Genomic DNA, 22,458 nt, shown 5'->3' with positions numbered 1-22,458 from the left:
ACCTCTCCTGTATTTGGGTCGCATGCAGCGAAGCAAGGGATTCTAGCAGGGTATTGAAGATGCCGGCAATTGTTGCGCTGTGATTTGATAGTGAAAGAAGGGTAGAGTCGCAGATTCCGCCGCGGATGATCCAGTCGTCACGGCCTAGCAATTGATTGTCTGCGGTTAATGCTGTGCACTGTTAGTGACTGTGAAATGGCTGGGGTTGAAGTGGCTGGTCGACGCGGCATCAGTGCGGGTCACTCCTTGCTTTATGAAGTTTTAGCTGCTTCCGGCCAAGTGATGCTGGTCGTGACGGAGGTTGCGTGACTGATTTTGATGGGTAGGATGGTGGGAAGACGATACATAGCGGCGTCATGGCGGTACTGATTTGACGCTACTGTGCTGGCGTACCTTGAGGAACCGAAGGAGATGTATGGTGATTTTTTACCAATTTTTAATTGGCTTTTTAGCTGCGACAAGCTGCGCCATGGCAGCTGGCCAGAATGCCGTTCATTCAGGCAACGAGTCCGAGCCAATAGTGGCCCTTGATAAGCCCGAAAAAACCACCACAAATGTCCTCACCACACTGAGATGGGAGCTGCTGAATGCCTACGATCAGCATGGAAATATACAAACTGATTTATTCAATGAGGGCATGGAAGTTTTCAGTAGCGAGCGTTTGTTGATATGGTTTAACCATGATTACTTAGGCACTAAAGTCTGTAACTTTATGTCATGGCGCTATAGCGCAGACCCGCAGGGACAGATCACATTAGAAGATAGCTTTACGACCATGGCTGGGTGTGATGAGCCAACCAACCGGCTTGAAATACGCGTGAGCGTATCAGATCAGCCTACTTCAGCGCTACGAGTTGGTTGAGCATGTGGCTAACCGCCCTATGTTGACGCTGTATTTCAGCCTTGGTAGCCGTTGGGAACTACGAGGCGTACAGCCCCTACTTTGCAGTGAATGTCGTTGTATCGCCTGTGGCGGTGAGATTGAAATGCTTTGCTAACGTGACAGCAGTGCTGGCTATGCCTCATTAGCTGAAGTCTTGAGCTGCCTCTTGGTGGGGAGCGCGGCGGGTAAGTCGGGCGAAGTCCATGTAACGCTGAAAGATTGTCACCACCATGGTCTATTTGAGCTGCAACAAGGCCTTGGTGCTGCTGACCAACTGCTCCATCTTTTCGTAGGAGTTGATGCCCGAAGGTCCGCCGAAGAAAGGGCTAACGCAGATTAGCGTTTGGTCAAAGCGAGCCACACTGATGGCGAAATCCGGGAGTTAGATTTGCTCTGGCTTCTGCCCGTCAGTGAAGGCGCGAAAGAAGTTATCTCGCTCACCAACGCCAGTGCAAATGACCAGCTTGGGCTTGGGCTTGTACTGCACAACCCATGCCCACGATCCGTCACTTGCTTGAACGCCTCAGCCAGGCCCTATTTATCAAACGATTGAAGGTTGACGTTCCAAAATCAAATCGATGCAGCCTTACAATTCAACAGCCTGAAAGATTTGCTGGGCGCAGAGCGCGAGGTAGGCCCTTCGTTTTGAGAAGTAATGGCGGCGATCTATGGGGGCCGAATTATCGAGCCCCCATATAAAAAAGCAGCAAGCTTACGCTGTGCTTTTGCTTTGACGGGATTGTCGTAAACCTGCTTTACGCCGCGTGCAGCGGCTAGCGACACCAGCCAAGAGCATGGCCATTGCCGCGACAGACCAAGGCGATTGCACAGGCACTGGCACCGGCTCTAATGAATGGGTCGCCATCATGCCGGGGCCACCGGGGTCCACAATGCTCCCGTTGGCGGCGGCATCCATATCGAATGGGCCACCATCGGTCAGTGAAAAATCGATGCGTTTACGGGCGCCATTAGGGTGGATGCCGGTTGCGATATTGACCCACTGGCCGGTTTCACGGTTTTGCTTGTAATAGCCGTCGACCTTTGCATCGGCATCCACATACACCGAAAAATTCACCGTACCACCATGGGGAACGCCTGTCACTTCAAAACTAAGCAAACCGTAGGGCAGTTGCAGGCCATGAGGCAGGCCGCTAGGCGCAGGCGACGTCGTCACTTGGTTTTGAGCCAACTGGCTGTCGTTGCTTAAGGTGACATAAGAGAGCTCACCGCTAGGGCTTTGTTGCCAGGGTAGAGAAGTCACATATGGTTGAGTGGCATCCGCAATACCATCCCCGTTGCCATCGCCACGGCTGACACCATCGAGGCTGGGCACCAAGGCCTCCACCTCATCTGGAACGCTATCTTGATCTTGGTCAAGCATGTTCCCCCAATCTGCGACCGGCGGCACCACTGGGTGCGCAGTCACGCTGAGGTCGAATGCAGGAAGGCTAGCAGTCAACTCTCCATCAGAGACGGTAATCACGATATCTGAGGTGGTGGTTCCCACATCTGCATCGGTTGGTGTGCCACTGAGCGTACCCGTGGCAGGATCAAGACTGGCCCAAGCCGGTAGATGGCTGATCGTAAAGGTCAACACCGCGCCCACATCCACATCAGCGGCAGTAGGTACAAAGAGGTACGGCTGGCCTTGGCTTACCGATGTGAGTGGCACACCGGCAATGGTCGGCGCATCATTGACGTTAATCACGGTCAAATTAAATGCAGGCAAGCTCACGCTAAACTCACCATCGCTGACCGTAATCACAATTCCTGAAGTAACACCCACATGGGCTTTAGCTGGTCTGCCGGTTAACGCACCTGTTGCGAGATCAAAGCTGGCCCAGGACGGTATGTTGGTAATGCTAAAGGTTAACGTATCACCATCAGCATCCGTGGCTCTTGGAGTAAAGACGTACGCAGTATCCTGATTAACACGGGTCGGTGGAGTACCTGAAATAACCGGTGCCTGATTAGGCGCTTTTGGGGTTACGCTGTTTGATGCAGCCGAAGCTGCACTGGTTCCAATCGCATTAGTCGCAGTAACAGTAAAGGTATAAGTCGTGCCATTAGTCAAACCGGAAACCATGATTGGCGATGAGGTAAAGCCATTGCCACCTCCAGTAATACCGCCTGGGTTGGATGTCACGGTGTAACCGGTAATTGCAGAACCACCGCTACTCTGCGGCGCCGTAAAGGCGACTGAAACCTGCCCATTACCCGCCACCGCAGAACCAATGGTGGGCGCAGCTGGCGCCGTCAATATATTGACTGTGTGGGCGCTACCACTGGAATAAGCGGCAATGGGATTGCCCACATCATCAACGATGTTGGTTGAGCCATTCAAATTCACTTTGAGTGTGCCGGCGCCGGTAATCCCGCTTACCGTCACTGTGATCGAGTTGCCGGCGGACGCCGATACGCTGGTAATGGTGCCGTTTGCCGGGCCGGTGGGGACAAGCGTGAAATCATCGATAGAGACGTTGGAAACCGGCTCACTGAAGTCGACCGTGAAATCCACCGTGGTGTCGCTGGAGAGGAACCCGCCTGCGGGCGTGATACTGACCACATAGGGCGCAATGTTATCAACCGTGGCATTGGTAGTGTCTGGCGTGGTGGTGGTGTTGCCCGCGTTGTCTCTTGCCGTCACACGCACATTGCGGTTCACCGCATCAATAGAGCCCGCAACAATGGTGTAAGTAGCAGTCCAGTTGCCTGAACTATTGGAGGCTGAAACCGCTGCACCGCCGCCAAAATCCGTAAAGTCCACTGTGACGGCACTGATCGTGTCGCTGTTGTTATCGCCACTGGCCGTGTCATTCCAAGTCGCGGTCACCATATCGCCAATTTTGTAAGCGCCGCTTGTGCCGGTTGCGCCGGAAATGCTGATGCGCCCATCCGTGACGGTGGGTGCAATGTTATCGACCGTGGCATTGGCCGTACCTGCCGTCGTGGTGCTGCCACCGGCATTTGTGGCGGTCACACTCACATTGCGACTCGTGAGGTCAATGCTCCCTGCGGTGATCTGGTAAGTCGCAGTCCAGAAATTGCCGTAATTGATGGCCATTACGGCAGAGCCACCCCCGAATTGGGAGAAATTCACGGTGACACTCGTGATGCCGGCATTGTTATCGCCATTGCTGGCCGTGTTGTTCCACGTTGCAGTAACGGTGTCGTTAATTTTATAGGCACCGGCAGTGCCCGTTCCACCGGAGATGCTGATATGACTGCCCGTGACGAGCGGAGGCTGGTTGGTCTGGGCGATACTGGCCAGAGAAGCTAACAGCAGTAAGCCTGCCAAGAGCCATTGGGTCGTGGTCTTCAGCACTGTCGTTTTGAGGGGGGAGTCCATTCCAAAGTCCTTTGCGTCAATCGCTTTTGCATTTCTCTCTGCCAAGGCAGACCAATCAATAGGGTGTGCTATCGGGTGTGTGCAGTCTCCATCCATTTGGGGGAAACCGCTCGCCCACATTGCCATACGCGCAATGTGGGTTGCGCTGCCCACACATTCAGTGGTGTGCTTTGCTTTACTGGATCAGCACCGCATCCTCATCCCCATTGGTTGCGTCCTATGGAGGTGCTTGCCACAGGCTTCAATGGCGCAATCAAACATTCCCGCATAGTGTGTCTATCACTCCAGCCCATTCAGGGTGAATTTGCAATGAGATTCGGTGATTCGAAAGAGAGGCAATATTGTCAATTTTTTTAAAAATGTGACTATATGTGTTTTTTAGCCCGTCTGCAATTAAAAATGCTTATTTTTAAAAGCCACTGCTGGCCATCGAGTCCTGCTACGAAGACGGGATATTCCGGGAGCCGCAAGCTATGCTCATGACGCAAAGCTGGTTGGCAATTAACCGATTCGCACTGGTTGGGCTTTTGGCGGGTGAACTCACGTTGTGTGGTGGTACAGATGTGATTTTCATCGGCACTGAATCGCCCCATTCATTCCCGGTGCAGTTCAAATTCAAACCTAATAATCGTCGGGACTTGACAGTTAGTAGAGGTAAAAAAATTTTACAATCTGAATTTTTACTAATCGTCAACTACTTGTATATCCCTGAGTTCAGGTATTTGGAGCGCTTTTTTTGCAAGAAAATGAAAAAAAACCACAAATACAGCAATGCCTGATGCGTGTACCACCCGCCAGTCCGAGCAAACTCACTGGATTGGCCAAACAGTAGCCGGGGTTACTGCAACGTGCGAAAATCGCAGGTTACGCATTTTCAGCACGCTACGCGCCGCCGCGGTTGCGTTGCGCACTTGCTCACGCCTTTGATTGAGAGAACACCATGGAAGCAGAACGCATCAACCAAATCGAAACCAACCTTGAAGACTTGAGTGCACGCACCCAGGACTTACGGAGGTATCTTTGACTTCGATGCCAAATTCGAACGTCTGAGAACCGTCAACGCCAGCCTGGAAGATCCCAGCGTCTGGAATGACCCGAAAAAAGCCCAGGAGTTGGGCAAAGAAAAGAAATTGCTTGATGGCGTGGTGCTGACGCTAGAGCGCTTGACGCAAGAGCTGGCTGATAACGGCGAGCTGTTCGAGATGGCCAAGGAAGAAGGCGACGACAGTGGCCTGGAAGCGATTGAAGCGGCCACCAATGAACTCAAGGCACCGGTAGAGGAGCTGGAGTTTCGCCGCATGTTCAGCCAAGAGGCCGATCCGCTCAACTGCTTCATTGATATTCAAGCCGGAGCAGGCGGAACCGAGGCGAATGACTGGGCCAGCATGTTGCTGCGCCAATACCTCAAGTACGCTGAACGCAAGGGCTTTAAAACCACGATTGAAGACGAAACCCCTGGTGATGTGGCCGGCATCAAAGGCGCGACCATCAAGGTCGAAGGCGAATATGCCTATGGTCTGCTGCGCACTGAAACAGGCGTGCACCGTTTGGTGCGCAAGTCGCCCTTTGATTCGTCTGGGGGGCGCCACACGTCGTTTGCCTCGCTGTTCGTCTACCCTGAGATTGACGACTCCATCGAGATCAATATCAACCCGGCCGATGTGCGCACTGACACGTACCGCGCTTCTGGTGCTGGTGGGCAGCACATCAACAAAACCGATTCGGCTGTGCGCCTGACGCACATTCCTACCGGCATAGTGGTGCAGTGCCAAGATGGCCGCAGCCAGCACAGCAACCGTGATGTGGCCTGGCAGCGCCTGCGCTCGAAGCTCTACGATTTTGAAATGCGCAAGCGCATGGAAGAGCAGCAAAAACTCGAAGACACCAAGACCGATGTCGGCTGGGGCCACCAGATCCGCAGTTACGTGCTGGACAACAGCCGTATCAAGGACTTGCGTACCAACGTCGAAATTTCCAACACGCAAAAAGTGCTAGACGGCGATTTGGATGCGTTTATTGAAGCCTCGCTCAAGCAAGGCGTATAAGCACAGAGCCACCACAGCCAATGTGCCTTGCATGAAGGTTGTGGTTGGCACGCATACACGCGGTGCAGCGTGAAAAATGCCGTCTGCCTACATGCCTGGCAAGCGGCTCACCGGGTATTAGCGAACAGGGCACAGCACAAGCTTGGCGGCAATCAGGTCTTGTTGCGCTGAACCCGGCCCCATACAGGCTTGCACTTGGTACTCACCACTGGCAGGCACTTCCCACACATCCCCTTCGCACAGCAACACATGGGGTTGCAATACATGTGCGCCATGCCATTGCATGGGCAGTATGACTCTGCAGCGGCCTTGCTGCGTAATCACCAATGCGTTGCGCTGTAAAGACACATAGTGAGCTTGGTTTGGAAAGACGTCCATCTCAACAGGCTCGCTGGGGCGCGAAACACCCATAGCCAGTAAGCGATGCCACACCCAAAGCCACCAAGGCCTGCGTGCATGCAATGCCACCTCATGACTCAAGGCGCCAATATTTGGGGTGGAAGGCAATGTTTTGTGCAACATGATCAAGCAACTTTCAGTCTCAAAATAGCCCCGACCGACATGGCCCAAGGCATGCCATGACTGTAGGTAACGCAAGGCCATTGCAACAGCCACAGCAACACCATCAATTGCCGTACACAGCGCGGGCAGAAAGCATCTGTATCGAAAGCAATCGGCACAATCTGTATCGGTACAGTCGTCCTACTTAGTGGCAAACTGGTGGCCTAACTGCTTCCAGCCATGCCATGACACAGCCGCTTTACCAACAAATTGCCGACGAATACCAGCGCATCATCCATTCAGGTGCGCTTAAACGCGGTGACCGGTTTCCTTCTATTCGGCACATCATGCAAACCCAGCAAGTCAGCATGAGCACTGCTGTGCAGGCATGCCATGTATTAGAAGACTGGGGTTTGCTGCGCGCCAAAGCACGGGCGGGCTATTTTGTGGAAGATGTGCAGGCACACAAGCAGACAACATCCCCCAGCGCAGCCAGCACCGCGACTACGCACCCCACAGAGCTGCCAGAAGATTGGGCCAAACGTTACGACGGTTTGCACCAACTGATCTCTCAATGGCTGGCCGAGGCAGAGCAAAAGCCTGTGCATATTGACTTCATGACTGCCGTGGCATCCCCCAGCCTTTATCCAACAGCCCAACTCAATCGTGCGGCCACCAGCGTGTTGCGGCGCCATCCAGAAATCTTGACCACGTTTGCGCGCCGGTACGGCCACCCTAAACTGCGGGCCGTATTGGCACGCCGCTGTGCTGAGCGCGGCATGCCTTTAGAAGGCAAGGCCATCACCATCACCCACGGCTGTATTGAGGCACTGAATTTGGCCTTGCGTGCCGTGTGCAGCAAAGGCGATGTGGTGGCAGTCGAATCGCCCACGTTTTACGGTGTGCTCCAAGCACTCGAAGCACAAGGCCTTCAGCCTCTTGAAATCCCCACCAGTGCAGAGCATGGCATCTCCCTTGATGCGCTGGAGATGGCGCTCGACACACAGCAGCCGCCTGTACGTGCCGTCATTTGCATGCCCACTTTGCACAACCCACTGGGCTGCTCCATGAGCGATGCCAACAAGCAAGCCTTAGTGGCATTGTGCAAACGCTACCAAGTGCCGTTGATTGAAGATGATATCTATGCCCAGACAGGGCCAGAGCAAGCCCTAGGCAAACCCGCCAAAGCCTGGGACAGCGATGGCTCGGTCATTTACTGCTCCTCGCTCAACAAAGTACTGGCGCCTGGCATGCGCTTGGGTTGGATGGCTGCAGGCAAATGGCAGGCACGGGTCGAGATGCTCAAATACAGCCAAAGCCGCTACATTGATGAGCTGAACCAGTTAACAGCCGCTTCCTTCATGGAAAGCCAAGCCTATGACCGCTACCTGCTGCGGTTCCAGGCGCACTTGCAGCAATTGCGCCACTGTGCAGCCCAAGCCATTGAACGCAGCTTCGGCACACAAGTGCAGGTGATTTATCCCAGCGGCGGCATGATGCTGTGGTTGCGACTGCCTGATGACGCATCAGCGCTGGAGTTGAGCAAGCGGGCACTGGAGCAAGGCGTACTGACCGCACCGGGCCCGATGTTCTCGTCTAAACCCAGAATGGCGCATTTTTTGCGTCTGTCTTATGGCGCGGTATCGGAAGCACAAATTGAAAACGGCATCCGAATCCTGGCGCAGCTACTGCCTCAATGCAGGATCCACGCCACGCTAGCCAAGACAGCTTAAACGCTGCAGTCCATTCACCCCCACCAACCATTGCCATGTTGCCATTCACCCGCTTTTCCCGCTACTTTATGGAGGTAGCACAACAAGGCAGTTTGCGCCGTGCGGCAGAAGCGCTGCACGTCTCCGCCTCCGCCATTGACCGGCAACTGCTGTTGGCAGAGCAAGAGCTGGGTTTGCCACTGTTTGAGCGACTGCCCAGCGGCATGCGCTTGACCGCTGCAGGCGAGATGCTGCTGGCCGATATCCGCCGCTGGCGCAAAGACTACAGCCGCACGCGCGAGCGTTTTGACGAAATGCAAGGGTTGCGGCGCGGACATGTGAGCATTGCCATCATCAATGCCCTGAGCAGCGGCCAAGTCGCGCAAACGATTGCCCAACTTGTGGACAGCTACCCCGGTCTGACCTTCTCAATTCGGGTACACGATAACCAGCACATAGTCGAAATCGTCAATGCCGCTGAAGTAGATTTTGGCTTGCTACTGACCGAATCCACTGCGCACAGTGCAAACATGCAGGCACTGGCGCCCTGCCCTCTAGGCATTGCCATGCCGCTGGAGCACCCCTTAGCAGCCAACGGCCAGCTGGCATTTGGCAAAACCATGGGCTACCGCCACATTGTCGCTGCTGCGCCGCTGATGATTCACCCGCAAATTGCTGCGCTGTACACACGCCACCAATTGCCTGTGCAGCAAGCGATTGAGTGCAACGATGTGCGCATGATCCGTTCACTCATCATGGAAGGCGCTGGTATTGCCGTTCTAAGCCATTGGGATGTGGCCGAAGACGTGCGCCAAAACCGGCTGGCGTTTGTGCCATTGAGCACTCGCCAGGCGCGCCCCTTTCAGTTGGCCTTGTGTACTGCACCCTACCGGCAACACTCACGCGCGGCACAACTGGCCATCACGGAAATCACCAGCGCGTTCAAAACACGCACAACATAGGCAACCGCCGCATTGGTATTTGCCTGGTTGCCATTAGCGGTTCTATGGTGTTCTATTTTTTAGAACAGACTATGTATTTATCTGTGATGGACTAGAACATATCAGGCTCCTAAAGTGAAGACAAAATCCCACTTAGGAGTCCACGATCATGCCTGCCACCGCCTCCGTTGTCGCCATCCGCAAGCAACACCAAGCCTTGCCTCCGCACTGCACCTTTGAAGCACCCGATTGGCTTTTGCTGGCCCAGCATTGGTACCCGGTGGCCCTGTCGCAAGAAATCACCCAAGCGCCGACCAAAGCCACACTACTGGATGAACAACTGGTGCTGTATCGCGTACATGGCGAAGTGGTCGTGGCACGCGATGTATGCCCACACCGTGGCGTGCCGCTGTCCATGGGTTCGCACGACGGGCAAGGCTTGGTCTGCCCCTACCACGGCCTGCGCTTTGGCCAGCAAGGGCAGTGCAACCGCATTCCAGCCAGCCCACAACAAACTGTGCCTGCGAAGTTAAACCTGTTGACTTACCCTAGCGTAGAACGCTATGGCCTTGTGTGGACCTGCCTGGCTCCAACCGACCCCATGGCAACACCGGCCATCCCCGAGTTACCCCATTGGGACGACCCCGATTTTGTTCAAGTGGTCTGCCCTGCATTTGATATTGCAGGCTTTGCCGGGCGGCAAATCGAAGGCTTCATTGACGTGGCGCATTTCGCCTGGATTCACACCGCCACGTTTGCCGATTCGAACAACCAAACCGTGCCCGATTACCAAACCCAAGAGACTCCCAACGGGTTTGAGGCGCACTACTACAGCAGCATGTCCAACTATGCCAAGGGCTCAGGTTTTCATGAACCTGAAGATTTCGTCTGGCTGCGTCACTTTGCTGTGCATCTGCCTTTCACAGCTGTGCTCACCATCCACTTCCCAGATGGCAAATTACAGCACATCATGAATGCAGCGTCGCCCGTATCTGCACGCCAAACCCGCCTGTTCGTGCCCATTGTGCGCAACGTCAACAAAGACCTGACGGCCGAAGAAATCCAAGCGTTCAACCTGCGCGTGTTTGAAGAGGACCGAGTCATGGTCGAAGCGCAAAGACCTGAACGCCTGCCACTGGACTTAACACTTGAGGCCCATATTCCAGCCGATCGCAGCTCCATTGCCTACCGCCGCGGGCTCAAACGCATGGGCTTTGGTGACTTTTTCTTGGCGTGAAGGGGTTAACCATGACTGCAAATCGAACCCTGATGAATGTGCAGGTAGACGCCCTGATGGCCCAAGGCCAGGGCAACCTTGCCGTGCGGCTTGTCCCCAGCGATGCACAAGCGACCTTACCGGCCTTTGAAGCGGGTTCCCATGTGGATGTGCACCTACCCACAGGGCTGGTGCGGCAATACTCCATCGCCAGCGCACCACACGAAACGGCGTTCTACACCTTGTGCGTGCGCCATGAAAGCGCCTCGCGCGGTGGCTCGCGCTATATCCATGAACGCTTGCGCGTGGGCGATACGCTACGCATTGGCACTCCCCGCAATCTATTTGCGCTGCAGCCTGCGCCGCACAGCGTGTTAATGGCTGGAGGTATTGGCATTACACCCTTGCTGGCCATGGCGCACACACTGGAGCGACATGCGCAGTCCTTTGAATTGCACTACTACGCACGCGAGCGGCGCCAAGTCGCATTTGCGCGGCAATGGCTAAAGGGCTTTGTGCATGGCACAGTCCAGGTGCATTGCAGTGAAGAAGGCCAATCCATCCGCACCCAATTGCCTGCGCGCTTGCATGCAGTTGACACCACCACCCATCTGTACATATGCGGGCCCCATGGGTTCATGCAACACATCACCGCTCAAGCGACCGCATTGGGCTGGCCTTCAGCGCAGCTGCACCAAGAAGCATTTGCGCCCCCAGCCTCCGCGCAGGCGGCGCCTACTACCTCCGCACAAACCGATGCTGCCTTCGAAGTGGAACTGGCCTCCACAGGCAGCATCTTTGTCATTCCAGTTGGGCAAAGCATTGCAGCAGTCTTGCAAGACCAAGGGGTGGAGGTATCTCTGTCATGCGAAATGGGCATTTGCGGCGCCTGCCTCACGCCCGTGCACGCAGGCAAGCCAGACCACCGCGACACCGTGCAGACTGAAGCGGAAAAATGCGGCACATCACAACACGTGGCCTTGTGCTGCTCGCGCAGCCACTCGCCTCGCTTGGTGCTTGGGCTGTAACACCAGTTTGCTGGCCATCAGCAATGCAAATGAAAGTGCGCGGCCGTGTCACCACTGCCGCGCAATCGAATCCAACCCCGCTTGCGCATCAGTCGCGCAATTCACGCCGCAAAATCTTGCCCACCGTGTTCTTAGGTAGCTCGTCACGAAACACAATATGCTTTGGCCGTTTGTAGCCCGTCAACTGCTCCTTGGCAAAAGTGCGCACGGCTTGTTCCGTCAAGGCTTCATCCTTTTTAACAACCACCAACTTAATGGCCTCACCCGTCTTGTCATCAGGTACCCCCACCACAGCGCATTCACGCACACCGGGCATCATGGCGATCACATCCTCCACTTCGTTGGGATAGACGTTAAAACCGCTGACCAGCACCATGTCTTTCTTGCGGTCAACGATTTTGACGTAACCATGCGCATTCATCACGCCAATATCACCAGTGCGAAAATATCCATCTGCCGTCATGGCTGCTGCGGTCTCCTCAGGCCGCTTCCAGTAACCAGCCATCAATTGCGGGCCCTTGATGGCGATCTCTCCAGGTTCACCCAGCGCCACTTCTTGGCCATCATCGTCAATGCATTTAAGCCACGTGCCCGACATTGGCAAACCAATCGTGCCAGTGAACTCTTTCGATGTGACAGGGTTGCAGGCCACCGAAGGGCTAGCTTCAGACAAACCATAGCCCTCGCAAATAGCGCAGCCTGTGCGAGCCAACCATTCTTTGGCTACGACCTGTTGCACAGCTGTGCCGCCGCCGCCGGAGATGCGCAGATGGCTCCAATCGACTGAGTCAAACGCGGGGTGGTGCACCAGTGCATTGAAGAGCGTGTTCACTGCCGGAAAGATATGAATCTGATGGCGGCGCAACTCTTTAAGCGTGGCATCCAAATCGCGTGGATTGGGGATCAACACCGCCTTGCCACCATTGCGCATGGACATCATCATGCCCACGGTAAAACCGAAGATATGGTAGAGCGGCAACGCGCACACACTGGTGACTTGTTGCGTCTGCGCAATGTCAGCAATCGCAGGGCGATTCCAGGCTTCAGACTGCAGGGCATTGGCGATCACGTTGCCATGGGTCAGCATGGCGCCCTTGCTCACCCCTGTAGTACCACCGGTGTATTGCAATAACGCCAGGTCATCGTGCGTTAAGAGGGGGGTGCGCAAAGTAGCGCGGCTGCCGCTGCGCAATGCGCGCTTAAAAGGTACAGCCTGTGGCAGTGCAAATGCGGGCACCGCTTTTTGGCGGTGGCGCAGCACCCAATTGATCACAGCCCCCTTCACCATCCCCATCATGTCGCCCACCGAAGTCAGAACGATATGCTCCAACTGCGTATGGGGCAAACACTGCTGGAGAGTGCTTGCAAAATTCTCCAACACCACCATGACTTTGGCACCTGAATCCGCAAGCTGATGCTCCAGTTCGCGCACGGTGTAGAGCGGATTCACATTCACCAGTACCAAGCCAGCACGCATCACTGCGGCGGCCACAATCGGGTATTGAATGATGTTGGGCAGCATCACCGCCACCCGTTCGCCCTTTTGCAAACCTAAAGACTGCAAATACGCTGCAAACTGCGCACTGAAGCGGTCAATATCCGCGTAGCTGAAATCACGCCCCATGAAGCTGAATGCGCAGCGCTGGGCGTAACGCGAAAAAGCATCATCAAGCAGCTGCGCAAGCGAGCCATAAGCGCTGGTGTCGATATCGGCAGGCACATCCTTCGGATACTGCGCCAGCCATGGTCGTGCGGCTTGCTGTTTGGAATCGGTACCGCCGTGCTTTGCGGCCAAATGCCCTGATGCCTGTGTGTTCATAGCGCTCTCTAGTCGGTTCAATGTTGGAATGGGTGCATCGTAGGGGAGATCCCTTTCCTTTCCATCTAAAAAGCAATAAAGCATCAAAAATTGATACTAAAAATGCCATTTTAATGATTTATATGCATATTTAAATACCAATCAACTGATCAGCATCTGCATTGGCTCGTGCAGCTTGCCACCATTGCAATGCATGTGCCTCAACAGGCAAAGGCGCCTCCCATTTGCTGACCATGCCCAGCAATGCTGCATTACTAAGACTGGTGGCTCGTTGGTTGTTACGTTTGAAAAGTGCATCTCGTGGCGCTTCGAGATGCACAATTTCTACCGTTGCGCCATAAGCCAAACAAAGGTCCAAGGATTTTCGCCGCATCTGCTCACTCAGATGTGTGGCATTCCACACAAAATCTTGCTTGCGGCGTAGCAGCGCTTTGGCTTTATCGTGCGCTCGGTGCGCCACAGCTCCTTCATTTTTTCCATGGCGCAAACCCAGCTCAGTGCGGGCATCATCAAACGACACCACGGCTTGATCTGGTCTGTGGGCCTGTACCCAAGTATTTTTTCCTGAAGCAGGCAAGCCACACATGATCGTGACCTGCGCGCCCGGTTCGCTGTGCAAGGGGTAGTCTGGGTGCAGTTCTGCACCACGGAAATAAGCCAATGCAGTGTGCGCATCGACAAAGGAGCGCGGTGTTCGATAACAGTGTTCGTCTTTAGCCAATTCTCGGAACAATTCAATATCGTCCAAAACACGCTGCGGATCGGAACAGAGGCGACCCCGGATATCAGCTTCAGCCAGCAACGCCAGTACATGCAGATCAGCTAACCAAGACAATCGCCGCACCAAAAATTCAGGCGACTTCCCGCTGCGTGAGCCATTAATGGCAAAAAAAGGCTCTTGATGCACGCCTATCATCCGGCAAATGGCCTCGCGTTGCGGCATTGGCGTATCCATGGCCCATAAAGCCAGCCGTGCATCAACGGCACCCCGGCGTGAATGCCCGGGCTGGCTGATTCGCCCCGTTTGCACATCGACTTGCGTGGTGTCGCATTTGGCAATGTCATGCAGCACAGCAGCAGTAAAAATCGTTTGGCGCTCGGTCTCATTCAATGCAGCAAATGCAGGATGCGCCAACAGCGCCAGTGCCACCATCACGGTATGCGTCCACACATCACCTTCTGCATGATGGATCGGATCTTGGGGCGTTGTTTTGGCCCGCTCCAATTGAGGAAATGCATCTAACCAGGCCTTTGCATCAAACGTGCCTCCAGGCTCAGGAACGTACTGCACCAAGGTTTTCCAGTTCCACATGTTGCTCTCCTTATTCTGCGTCGCATATACCGCTGCTGCTTGGAACATGCATCAACGCAGGTAGTGGCCAATGTTTATCGACGCAAGAGGCAAACAGGTCTACACCGGCACGCAAACCATTGGGCACAATAGGACGCACACTATGGTGTGATCCGGAATCCAAAATCGTCTGCACAAAGCTAGGACGCACCCATTTGTACCTTGCCACGACTTGACCTTGCGCCTCTACTTTCAAGTACAGCCCTTCGCTCGCATCGTCCTTGTCTGTTTGCTGCCAACACAGCGCCAAGTCAAGTGCTTCACGGGCAACCGCAGCTTCAAATGCAAGCGGCCACTGCGGGCTGCGCGCCAATGAAGGCGCGACCAAGCCTTTCACCATTTTGAATCAATTGGGGGCAACACCAGCAAACAGCACAGGCACAGAAACCACCGGCAATGCTTGCAGCAAAGCATGGCGAGCATGCGTATCTAAAAAGCATTGGCGCTGCAGGTCAAACACATCAAATTCGCAAAACCAGTGCGGCAGCGCATCGTAGAAAACCGAATGTTTGGCATACAGCCATTCGCCATACATCACAAAGCGATCTTCCAGCACATTCAGCAGTGCCTTTTCATGCGCCCTAGCCCATTGTTTGAAACCGTTGAACTGGCGCTCACGCCCGCCATTGCTAGCAACATCCAGCCAGTGGCCTCGCGATTGCAGTTGCAGTTCACCTGCGGCACTAAAGCGCACGGCACAATTGGCCCCATCAAGCTTCTCCTCCACCACCACAAAGTGCCCAACCAGTGCAGTCCAAGGCGTTTGGTCAGCATCACTATCGCCAAGCTGCAGGCGTGAGCCTTCAAGATGCGGCGTGCGAGGGTATTTCAACAGGTCTTGCCCGTCATTAAGAGCATGCAAAGGGCTGCTCAACACAGAGTAAATAGTCATGGAGTTCTTTCGTCATACGGTCAATATCAAAAATGAATCGAAAACGAACGACCATGCAGTGCATCAAATGCTTTTTATTTCTATGTACGCGCAACATGCAAACTCAGTACATGGCAGTCATACAAGCATTAGAAAAGGAGTACGCAAGAAGTCTTTTGCGCTTGAAACAGCAACTGACGGAATCAGCCAAGACGCCTTGCGCGCCTGTGCAGGACAAGCCCAACCTTCCTTCACACCGCATCAGCACCCAAAGGAGAAAACCACTCAGCGTGCGCCATGGGTACGCAGCAAAGGTGGCAGAGGATGCTCAGTCGTTCAGATAGAACGTGGAGTGCGGTGCATGATGAACCTCGTCAAAAAGAGGAGAAGGTAATAAGGAGCCGCAAGTCTAGGTGGCTGAAATCAAAAACTCCAGTGCCTAAAGACACTTCACGCATTTTTTCACAAGCGCAGTGTGCAAAAAACAACGAGGCATGGAATGCCACCATGCAAAGCACTGCTGCCAATTGAAATGCTGCGTGTACATCACAAAAACTGCTTAAGTACGCTTGCAAGCTGCCTTGAATTCCAACGTGTCTGCGCTTCAGTCAGTGCTGCATAACCAATGACGATCGCAGGCGTAAGAGGTGGTTGATTCGCATAATAGAAAGAACTCACCCCCTGCAACACTAAACCACGCTCAGCTGCACAGGCAATCAGCCTATCTTCCGACACACCATGCGGTAGTCGCAGTACGAAATGAAACCCTGCATGTAGTCCACGAAACGATTCTTTAGGTACCCCTGCCATACACAATTCATGAAGAATCAAATCTCGCTTTTTTTGATAGGACAAACGCACTTTTTTCAAATGGCTTGCAAAAGCATTCGTGCGCATAAAATCTGCAAGCGTCAATTGGTCAAGCACAGAGGCAGTGCGCCCCATAGCAGCATGGGCACGAATTAATGCGTTTAATCGAGTTGAATTGGCAACGATATAGCCGACCCGCAATGCAGGAAACAGCGACTTGTTAAAGCTGCCACAAAAAATAACACTGCCGGCTTGATCTTGGCTTTTAAGTGCGGGCAATGGCGCTGCATCGTAGCTGAAATCACTGTCGTAATCGTCCTCAATGACCGTTGCGCCACGCGTATTTGCCCAGTGCAATAGTTCAATACGGCGTTCAGGAGAAAGCATGACACCTGTCGGTGCTTGATGTGCGGGCGTCACATATACGGCACGAGCACTCAAATGATGCAGGTCACTCACACAAATACCGTTCTCATCCACAACCACCGGCAACACTGTATTTCCCCGTGCGGCAAACAACTCCGCAGCACTGCGATAACCAGGCTCTTCGATCGCCACGGCAGCTCCACTGTCGGCCACCACTTGCGCGCATAAGTCAATGGCATGGCGGATGCCCCCGACGATGAGCACCTGATCTGGCACACAGAATACTGCTCGCGATAGTGCTAGATGCTTGCAAATTTCCTCACGTAGAGAAAGCAGGCCACGCGGATCTTGATTGCTTAAATCACTATTTTGCAAAGTCTTTGCGGAACGAATCAGGCTCTCTCGCCAAGCTTTCAGATCAAAGGTGGTTGTATCAGGCACTCGGGCAACAAATGGCTGCCCCGCCTGCACCTTTGTGGAAATTGGCTCAACCACTAACGGCAAGTGTGGGGCCATCAACGTATCCGCCGTAGCATACAAAAACTGCTCTGGGAGCACCTCATTCACCCACGTCCCCCTCCCTACTTCGGCCTTCAGGTAGCCCTCATGTATCAGCCTCTCAAAAGCTAATTCCAAAACACCTCGAGAGACACCCCAACGCGCAGCCAAGACGCGCGTCGAAGGTACAGAGTGCCCTGCAGGCAACAAACGCGCAGCAATTGCATGAGCCACTTGCCGGTAGGCCCACTCCTGCTTAGTCTCCCCAGAAAGAGTTGGCAGCATAGGGAAGTCAAACATCCCTCTATTTTTACGTGATATTTTTTCCGTAGACATTGCACTCATGCAGGCAAAACATATAGAAGCTTAGATGGCCCCAAAAAGCAAGTGGCCCAACGCAACAAGCCACAACTGGCCCTTGGACGATTCAAGGTGGACCTTATAAATTAAGCCCATTGAGACTCCATTCCCAGTCGGCTATGCAATCAACCCAACAACACTCTCTTCAAGCCCCCATTGGCGTATTTGACGCTGGTATTGGAAGCTATGGAATAGTGCAAGTCATTCGCCAGCATTTTCCACAACAAGACATCTTGTATTTGGCAGATCGCGCCAGCTTTCCCTATGGGAGTAAAACAAAACCCTCGCTCGCATTGGCAGTAAACAAAGCGATCAACGCACTTGTAAACCATGGTGCACAGGTTGTCGTTCTCGCCTCCAATGCGCCCTCTGTGATGGTATTGGACGAAATTTCATCACAACAAAGCGTTCCTGTATTTGGTGTTTACCCCCCGGTAGCGCAAGCTTTGCAGCGCAGCTGTAGCGGTCAGATTGCAGTATTGGGAGTGCAATCGTTGGTGCAAAGCCGCGAAATCCTTTCCTATGTAAACACCCAAGCTGCTGGAGCCCCTGTCACCCTAAGAAATGCATCGTCTTTAGTTTCCTTGGTTGAAGACGGTAGCTTCTTATGGAGAAAAGAAGAGACACAAAACAAAGTGAGCGAGTTCATGGCTCGACTACTCGAAGAAAAACCTCATATTGATGTGTGCACCCTTTCGTCTACTCACTTGCCATGGCTTCTTGAATACTTCAAACGTGCAGCTCCAAGCGTGCAGTTCCTTGATCCCGCTCTGGAATTGCTCCCACAGCTAGGTCCCTTTACCAGTCAGGGCTGTGGTGTCACGAAATGCTTAGCAACAGCCAGTCAGGCCTCTCCATTGGATGATTTATCAAGAATGCTGCATCTATTAGGAGTGGATTTACAGCCAAACCTCATCACTATCGACTAGGAGAGCTTCGCATGAAACCCGTTAATCACATCTCAATCCACAGCCTTATATTGGCACTATGCTTTTTCATGCCTATTGCATCAAAGGCTCAGACTTACCCTGACCGTGCAATCACGTGGATCATCCCATTCCCACCCGGTGGTACTACTGATGTGGTTGCGCGCATCATCGCCAATGGTTTAAGCCAAGAACTAGGTCAGCCAGTAGCAGTTGAAAACAAAGCAGGGGCGGGAGGCATTATCGGAACACAACAGTTAGTCCGGGCGCGTCCGGATGGCTACACCATTGCTATGGCTACGGTTAGCACCCACGCTGTCAGCGCTGCATGCAATCCCAAACTTAGCTACAACCCTCTCACCGACTTCACCCCAATCACGAACTTGGTACGAACAGCGAATGTTCTAACGATCAACCGAGATTTTCCTGCCAAAAACTATTCTGAATTTCTAGACGTAGTCAAAGCATCCCCTAATCAATATAGCTATGCAAGCTCAGGGCATTGTGGTGGCATGCATATGATGGGCGAGTTGTTTAAAGCAGCGGCAAATGTATCGTTACTGCACATCCCCTATCGCGGTTCTGGCCCCGCTCTGAATGATGTCGCTAGTGGACAAGTGCCTGTCATGTTTGACAACTTGCCCTCCTCTATCGGCCATATCAAATCAGGACACATCCGTGCTCTGGCTGTAGCTTCACCTGAACGCTTAGCGTACTTACCTGACGTTCCCACTTTTGCAGAACTGGGCTTGCCGGAAGTCAACGATCCCGCATGGTATGGAGTGGTTGCACCAATGAACACACCTAAGGAAGTCGTCCAACGCCTTGACAAAGCATTTGCCGCAGTTCTGGCTGACGAGGATGTCATCAAGCGCTTGGCGTCAAGTGGCGCTGTTCCAGCCAACAGTTCGCCCGAGATATTCACACAAGAAATCAAAGCAGAATTAGAGAAAATGAAAAAAGTAGCTGCTGAACAAAAGATCACGTTCGAGCATTAAGGCAACGCTGAATAAATCCCCTCGCACGCGCACAATTTGCTTGGCAAGCCATTGCCCAGTCAGGAGGGGCAAATGAAGCAGTAAACCTTAGCCGTATGCGTCGTTCAGCACGAAGCCTTTGAACAGTATTGCAAGCCCACAAGGCACGACATCTTTTTGGCAACGCTGGACAAGCTTGTGCCGTGGCAAGCGCTTTGCTCTGTCATCTAGCCTTCTCTCCCTGAGTCAGTAATGGCCGTCCGCCCATTGGCCTTGAGCGCATGCTCAAAATGTATTTTGTGCAGTACGGGTTCAATTTCGCCAATGAGGCCTGAAAAAATGCATTTCTTGAAGGCTCCGCACTACGCCGTTTCGTTGGCATTGATTTGGGCCGAGAGCGTATGCCAGATGGCACCACACTGCTTCGCTTTGGCTGCGTGATCGAAAAACATCAACTTGACGAGGCTTTTTTGCCAAAGTCGGTGAGCAAAGGAATCTTCACACATATGCGCACCATTCACCTCCAAGTCAAGGCAAGTATGGCTGGCCGCTGAGGCAAAAAGAGCGCGTGCGAAGATAGCAAGGCCAATAACAATACGCCGAGGGCTGTTGTATCTATGCGATTGCGTTCAGGTCAGACTGAACACACTACGCCATAGCGCTATTAGCATCAACGCAACTCAACGGTCTGCACATCGGCTTGCGCCAATTGCACGGCGGCCATCCAGCGAAACAACGAGTCCACCGTGATGGTGTCGATCTGATCCTGGAAACGCTGGCTACTGGGGTGGTCATCAAACGCAATGTTGGCCGCACTGATACGCCCGCCTAAACGCGATAGTGCGCGAATTTGCAACCGCTGTGGCACATAGTTGCGCAACTGCAGCCATGCTTGGGCTTGCGCGCGCGTTTGCACAAGCGATGGCTCCATACTTTGCGCCAAAAATTCGAACGCCCATTGGTTAGATTGCTGGTACTTGGTACCCCAAGCGTAGCTCACTAGGTTGTAATTGCGCTCATTCAAGAGAAGCGCTGCCGCATTGTCTGGCAACTTTGCCAGCAATTTTCTTTGTACATCCGGTTGCGGCACGATCCATGCGGCCTCATAACGCCACAAGTCATCTAGGAAAAATTCCGCCAAACCTTGGCGATATAAATAGGCGGAGTCAGTGCCGCACGTATTGAGCTTGTGCACTACACGCCAATGCCCTTGTCCATCACGGTATGCCCAGCCCGCATGCGAGTACTGCAAATTCCACCGGGATAAGTCTTGCCCAGCTCTGGCCAGTAAGACGACGTTGGCACCACTGGCATCCAACGCTTTCGCTGTTTGCTCGGCCAAGTTCAGCCCCTGCACAACAGTCTGCACATTGGGACGCTGATCTTCACAGGAGCGCCCCGCATAGGCAGCAGTGGTCATCGAGCCGACCAGTAAACACAATGCAGCTTTGGCACTCCATGCTGGTAGAAAGAATGGGTTCAATAACATCCTGACTCCTTTTTTTGCGCCTATTCACAAACGCTCGTTGTAGATCAAAGCATTGCCAACCGCGTTGGGGATGAACGCCAACACCTCCCCGGAGACGGATAGCACCACGCCTGTGCTGATGACCGCCGTGGTCAATACGCTGCCAACGCTATAAGCAACACCTTGCACCGCGTCAGCCGCCAGCGCAATAGAGATACGGACGCCATCAGAGGTGCGCTGCAACACCAATACCGTGCCTTTTGCTGACGTTTCAATAGCCGTGACCGTCCATTGGGCCCCACTCACCGCCAATTCTGCAGAGGCATCAGCGACCTCGGAAGCAGCTGACGAAGCCACAGAACCGGTCACAACGATGGAGGCAAGCGGCAATACCGAAAGATCCCCAGAGGCCTCACTTTGCGCCCAAGCCGATGGCAGCGCCATTCCGTGCAAACTCAGCGCCAGCAAGAGGGGGGCCAACCATCGACTGCGCACGTATGGTTCGCAGCGCTGGCCACGGGCGTTAAGCCGGTTCATGGTTACAACAGGCGATAGAAAAGAATGCATGGAAATCTCCTTAATAAAGACCTAAAGCAAAAATCGAGAAAACGAAAAACAAACATATTCAAAAGCTGATCAGCCAGGTGTTGTGGTCGCACTAAGAACACTCCCCTAGTCCACCTGCAATGAAAGCCGCTCATGACATGGGCACGGTAGGTTGTGCGGCAAATTGGCAGTCCGCTTCATGGCGGTCGCGCAGCATCTTGGCCAACGTGAAACCGCTACTCATCATGAAAAGCCAGCTTACCGCCAGGTAGGCCTTGTAGGTCGGGTTGATTGTCAAATTCAGCAAACCCCAGGCGGTAATTCCCATTGCAAAAGCAAAACTGCCCCATACGACCAGCCGCCACAGTGGGGTGTCTTGCTGTTGCGCCCATGGGGACTGGGCATCGCGGACAAATTTGGACAGCACAAACGCCGTACTCAAGCAAAAGACATAGCCCATGGCCATAAAGGCTTTCTCAATCGCCTGCCCAGGTAAATACAACAAACCAATGGCACTGAGCCCGATAGCAAGACCAAAAGAAATCCATGTTTGCCAGTGCCATTGGGCTGTGTCACGTTGAACGCCCAAAAGGGGTGATGCCATAACCATGTCCTTTCCAAGAGGTGATCAAACATGGCGATATCGTCATGGCAACAAGACCTAAATGATGCGTTATTTGGCCCTTATCGATTTTTTTGAGAAGAAAGGCATCATTTTTTAATACCTAATACGCATACCATGCTGAGAATTCCCCTCTCACATCAGAACGTGCCTATAGCCTATATGTAGA

The 22,458-nt window shown here is 53.5% G+C and carries 18 protein-coding genes and 1 pseudogene; 10 read left to right on the top strand and 9 right to left on the bottom strand.

Going from position 1 to position 22,458, the window contains the following annotated elements; genetic code table 11:
• The first annotated feature begins 415 nt into the window (after window positions 1–415).
• The gene (locus E9531_RS13260) at window positions 416–862 is read left to right on the top strand and encodes a hypothetical protein (protein ID WP_136574246.1); all 447 of its coding nucleotides are present in this window, start codon (window positions 416–418) and stop codon (window positions 860–862) included.
• A gap of 733 nt (window positions 863–1,595) precedes the next feature.
• Here the strand turns inward: E9531_RS13260 and E9531_RS13255 are convergent.
• The gene (locus tag E9531_RS13255; protein WP_158291790.1) at window positions 1,596–4,232 is read right to left on the bottom strand and encodes a beta strand repeat-containing protein; all 2,637 of its coding nucleotides are present in this window, start codon (window positions 4,230–4,232) and stop codon (window positions 1,596–1,598) included.
• 473 nt (window positions 4,233–4,705) lie between these two features.
• Here E9531_RS13255 and E9531_RS13250 point away from each other — a divergent pair, with 473 nt between their 5' ends.
• A complete protein-coding gene (locus E9531_RS13250; RefSeq protein ID WP_136574244.1) occupies window positions 4,706–5,011 on the top strand; it encodes a hypothetical protein in 306 nt (101 codons plus the stop codon).
• A 161-nt stretch (window positions 5,012–5,172) separates the two neighbouring features.
• Window positions 5,173–6,277 (top strand): peptide chain release factor 2 gene (gene prfB / locus E9531_RS13245; RefSeq protein ID WP_136574243.1). Its coding sequence is split into 2 segments (ribosomal slippage): window positions 5,173–5,253 and window positions 5,255–6,277, totalling 1,104 coding nucleotides; the frame shifts between segments, so codons are not numbered across the junction.
• A gap of 117 nt (window positions 6,278–6,394) precedes the next feature.
• Here prfB and E9531_RS13240 read toward each other — a convergent pair.
• Window positions 6,395–6,799: a hypothetical protein gene (locus tag E9531_RS13240; RefSeq protein WP_136574242.1), complete on the bottom strand. Its 405-nt coding sequence runs from the start codon at window positions 6,797–6,799 to the stop codon at window positions 6,395–6,397.
• 224 nt (window positions 6,800–7,023) lie between these two features.
• Between E9531_RS13240 and E9531_RS13235 the strand changes: the two genes are divergently transcribed.
• The 4 genes from E9531_RS13235 to E9531_RS13220 all read left to right on the top strand — a co-directional run bounded on the left by E9531_RS13235 (window position 7,024) and on the right by E9531_RS13220 (window position 11,675).
• Entirely contained in the window at window positions 7,024–8,511 is a 1,488-nt protein-coding gene (locus E9531_RS13235; RefSeq protein WP_136574241.1) for an aminotransferase-like domain-containing protein, read from the top strand.
• A gap of 35 nt (window positions 8,512–8,546) precedes the next feature.
• Window positions 8,547–9,452, top strand: coding sequence for a LysR family transcriptional regulator (locus E9531_RS13230; protein WP_136574240.1), 906 nt, complete (start codon window positions 8,547–8,549; stop codon window positions 9,450–9,452).
• 148 nt (window positions 9,453–9,600) lie between these two features.
• Window positions 9,601–10,668: an aromatic ring-hydroxylating dioxygenase subunit alpha gene (locus tag E9531_RS13225; protein WP_136574239.1), complete on the top strand. Its 1,068-nt coding sequence runs from the start codon at window positions 9,601–9,603 to the stop codon at window positions 10,666–10,668.
• Between the two features lie 11 nt (window positions 10,669–10,679).
• A complete protein-coding gene (locus E9531_RS13220; RefSeq protein ID WP_211343441.1) occupies window positions 10,680–11,675 on the top strand; it encodes a PDR/VanB family oxidoreductase in 996 nt (331 codons plus the stop codon).
• Window positions 11,676–11,763: 88 nt separating this feature from the next.
• On the opposite strand, the gene E9531_RS13215 is transcribed toward E9531_RS13220, so the two are convergent.
• From E9531_RS13215 to E9531_RS13205, 3 genes and pseudogenes are all read right to left on the bottom strand, one after another.
• A complete protein-coding gene (locus E9531_RS13215) occupies window positions 11,764–13,494 on the bottom strand; it encodes a long-chain-fatty-acid--CoA ligase (protein ID WP_136574238.1) in 1,731 nt (576 codons plus the stop codon).
• Between the two features lie 130 nt (window positions 13,495–13,624).
• Window positions 13,625–14,806 (bottom strand): AAA family ATPase, encoded by a 1,182-nt coding sequence (locus E9531_RS13210; protein WP_136574237.1) that lies wholly within the window; start codon window positions 14,804–14,806, stop codon window positions 13,625–13,627.
• A 10-nt stretch (window positions 14,807–14,816) separates the two neighbouring features.
• Window positions 14,817–15,737, bottom strand: a pseudogene (locus E9531_RS13205) (RNA ligase family protein).
• On the opposite strand from E9531_RS13205, the gene E9531_RS13200 reads away from it, so the two are divergent.
• The gene (locus tag E9531_RS13200; RefSeq protein WP_136574236.1) at window positions 15,736–16,110 is read left to right on the top strand and encodes a hypothetical protein; all 375 of its coding nucleotides are present in this window, start codon (window positions 15,736–15,738) and stop codon (window positions 16,108–16,110) included. The pseudogene E9531_RS13205 and the gene E9531_RS13200 overlap by 2 nt on opposite strands.
• A 152-nt stretch (window positions 16,111–16,262) precedes the next feature.
• On the opposite strand, the gene pdxR is transcribed toward E9531_RS13200, so the two are convergent.
• A complete protein-coding gene (pdxR, locus tag E9531_RS13195; RefSeq protein ID WP_158291789.1) occupies window positions 16,263–17,675 on the bottom strand; it encodes a MocR-like pyridoxine biosynthesis transcription factor PdxR in 1,413 nt (470 codons plus the stop codon).
• Window positions 17,676–17,944: 269 nt separating this feature from the next.
• On the opposite strand from pdxR, the gene E9531_RS13190 reads away from it, so the two are divergent.
• Both E9531_RS13190 and E9531_RS13185 read left to right on the top strand, forming a co-directional pair.
• The gene (locus E9531_RS13190) at window positions 17,945–18,679 is read left to right on the top strand and encodes a glutamate racemase (RefSeq protein WP_158291788.1); all 735 of its coding nucleotides are present in this window, start codon (window positions 17,945–17,947) and stop codon (window positions 18,677–18,679) included.
• Between the two features lie 11 nt (window positions 18,680–18,690).
• Window positions 18,691–19,674, top strand: coding sequence for a Bug family tripartite tricarboxylate transporter substrate binding protein (locus tag E9531_RS13185; protein ID WP_136574233.1), 984 nt, complete (start codon window positions 18,691–18,693; stop codon window positions 19,672–19,674).
• 649 nt (window positions 19,675–20,323) lie between these two features.
• Here E9531_RS13185 and E9531_RS13180 read toward each other — a convergent pair.
• From E9531_RS13180 to E9531_RS13170, 3 genes are all read right to left on the bottom strand, one after another.
• Window positions 20,324–21,142: a DUF2145 domain-containing protein gene (locus E9531_RS13180; protein ID WP_425293594.1), complete on the bottom strand. Its 819-nt coding sequence runs from the start codon at window positions 21,140–21,142 to the stop codon at window positions 20,324–20,326.
• A gap of 24 nt (window positions 21,143–21,166) precedes the next feature.
• Complete coding sequence (locus tag E9531_RS13175; RefSeq protein ID WP_244610109.1) at window positions 21,167–21,688, bottom strand: hypothetical protein; 522 nt, start codon at window positions 21,686–21,688, stop codon at window positions 21,167–21,169.
• Between the two features lie 130 nt (window positions 21,689–21,818).
• Window positions 21,819–22,271, bottom strand: coding sequence for a YiaA/YiaB family inner membrane protein (locus E9531_RS13170; RefSeq protein ID WP_136574232.1), 453 nt, complete (start codon window positions 22,269–22,271; stop codon window positions 21,819–21,821).
• Window positions 22,272–22,458 lie beyond the last annotated feature (187 nt).

Origin of the sequence: Lampropedia puyangensis (genome assembly GCF_004833285.1) — a bacterium.
Classification (GTDB): Bacteria; Pseudomonadota; Gammaproteobacteria; order Burkholderiales; family Burkholderiaceae_C; genus Lampropedia; species Lampropedia puyangensis.
Note: the sequence above shows the minus strand (reverse complement) of the source record. Positions and strands in the feature narration are given on the sequence as shown.

What these genes read in the sequence shown, in the direction of transcription:
- E9531_RS13260 (WP_136574246.1), top strand. Translation starts at nt 416, where the DNA reads ATGGTGATTTTTTACCAATTTTTAATTGGCTTTTTAGCTGCGACAAGC.
- E9531_RS13255 (WP_158291790.1), bottom strand. Translation starts at nt 4,232, where the DNA reads ATGGACTCCCCCCTCAAAACGACAGTGCTGAAGACCACGACCCAATGG.
- E9531_RS13250 (WP_136574244.1), top strand. Translation starts at nt 4,706, where the DNA reads ATGCTCATGACGCAAAGCTGGTTGGCAATTAACCGATTCGCACTGGTT.
- E9531_RS13240 (WP_136574242.1), bottom strand. Translation starts at nt 6,799, where the DNA reads ATGTTGCACAAAACATTGCCTTCCACCCCAAATATTGGCGCCTTGAGT.
- E9531_RS13235 (WP_136574241.1), top strand. Translation starts at nt 7,024, where the DNA reads ATGACACAGCCGCTTTACCAACAAATTGCCGACGAATACCAGCGCATC.
- E9531_RS13230 (WP_136574240.1), top strand. Translation starts at nt 8,547, where the DNA reads ATGTTGCCATTCACCCGCTTTTCCCGCTACTTTATGGAGGTAGCACAA.
- E9531_RS13225 (WP_136574239.1), top strand. Translation starts at nt 9,601, where the DNA reads ATGCCTGCCACCGCCTCCGTTGTCGCCATCCGCAAGCAACACCAAGCC.
- E9531_RS13220 (WP_211343441.1), top strand. Translation starts at nt 10,680, where the DNA reads ATGACTGCAAATCGAACCCTGATGAATGTGCAGGTAGACGCCCTGATG.
- E9531_RS13215 (WP_136574238.1), bottom strand. Translation starts at nt 13,494, where the DNA reads ATGAACACACAGGCATCAGGGCATTTGGCCGCAAAGCACGGCGGTACC.
- E9531_RS13210 (WP_136574237.1), bottom strand. Translation starts at nt 14,806, where the DNA reads ATGTGGAACTGGAAAACCTTGGTGCAGTACGTTCCTGAGCCTGGAGGC.
- E9531_RS13200 (WP_136574236.1), top strand. Translation starts at nt 15,736, where the DNA reads ATGGAGTTCTTTCGTCATACGGTCAATATCAAAAATGAATCGAAAACG.
- pdxR (WP_158291789.1), bottom strand. Translation starts at nt 17,675, where the DNA reads ATGCTGCCAACTCTTTCTGGGGAGACTAAGCAGGAGTGGGCCTACCGG.
- E9531_RS13185 (WP_136574233.1), top strand. Translation starts at nt 18,691, where the DNA reads ATGAAACCCGTTAATCACATCTCAATCCACAGCCTTATATTGGCACTA.
- E9531_RS13180 (WP_425293594.1), bottom strand. Translation starts at nt 21,142, where the DNA reads ATGTTATTGAACCCATTCTTTCTACCAGCATGGAGTGCCAAAGCTGCA.
- E9531_RS13175 (WP_244610109.1), bottom strand. Translation starts at nt 21,688, where the DNA reads ATGCATTCTTTTCTATCGCCTGTTGTAACCATGAACCGGCTTAACGCC.
- E9531_RS13170 (WP_136574232.1), bottom strand. Translation starts at nt 22,271, where the DNA reads ATGGCATCACCCCTTTTGGGCGTTCAACGTGACACAGCCCAATGGCAC.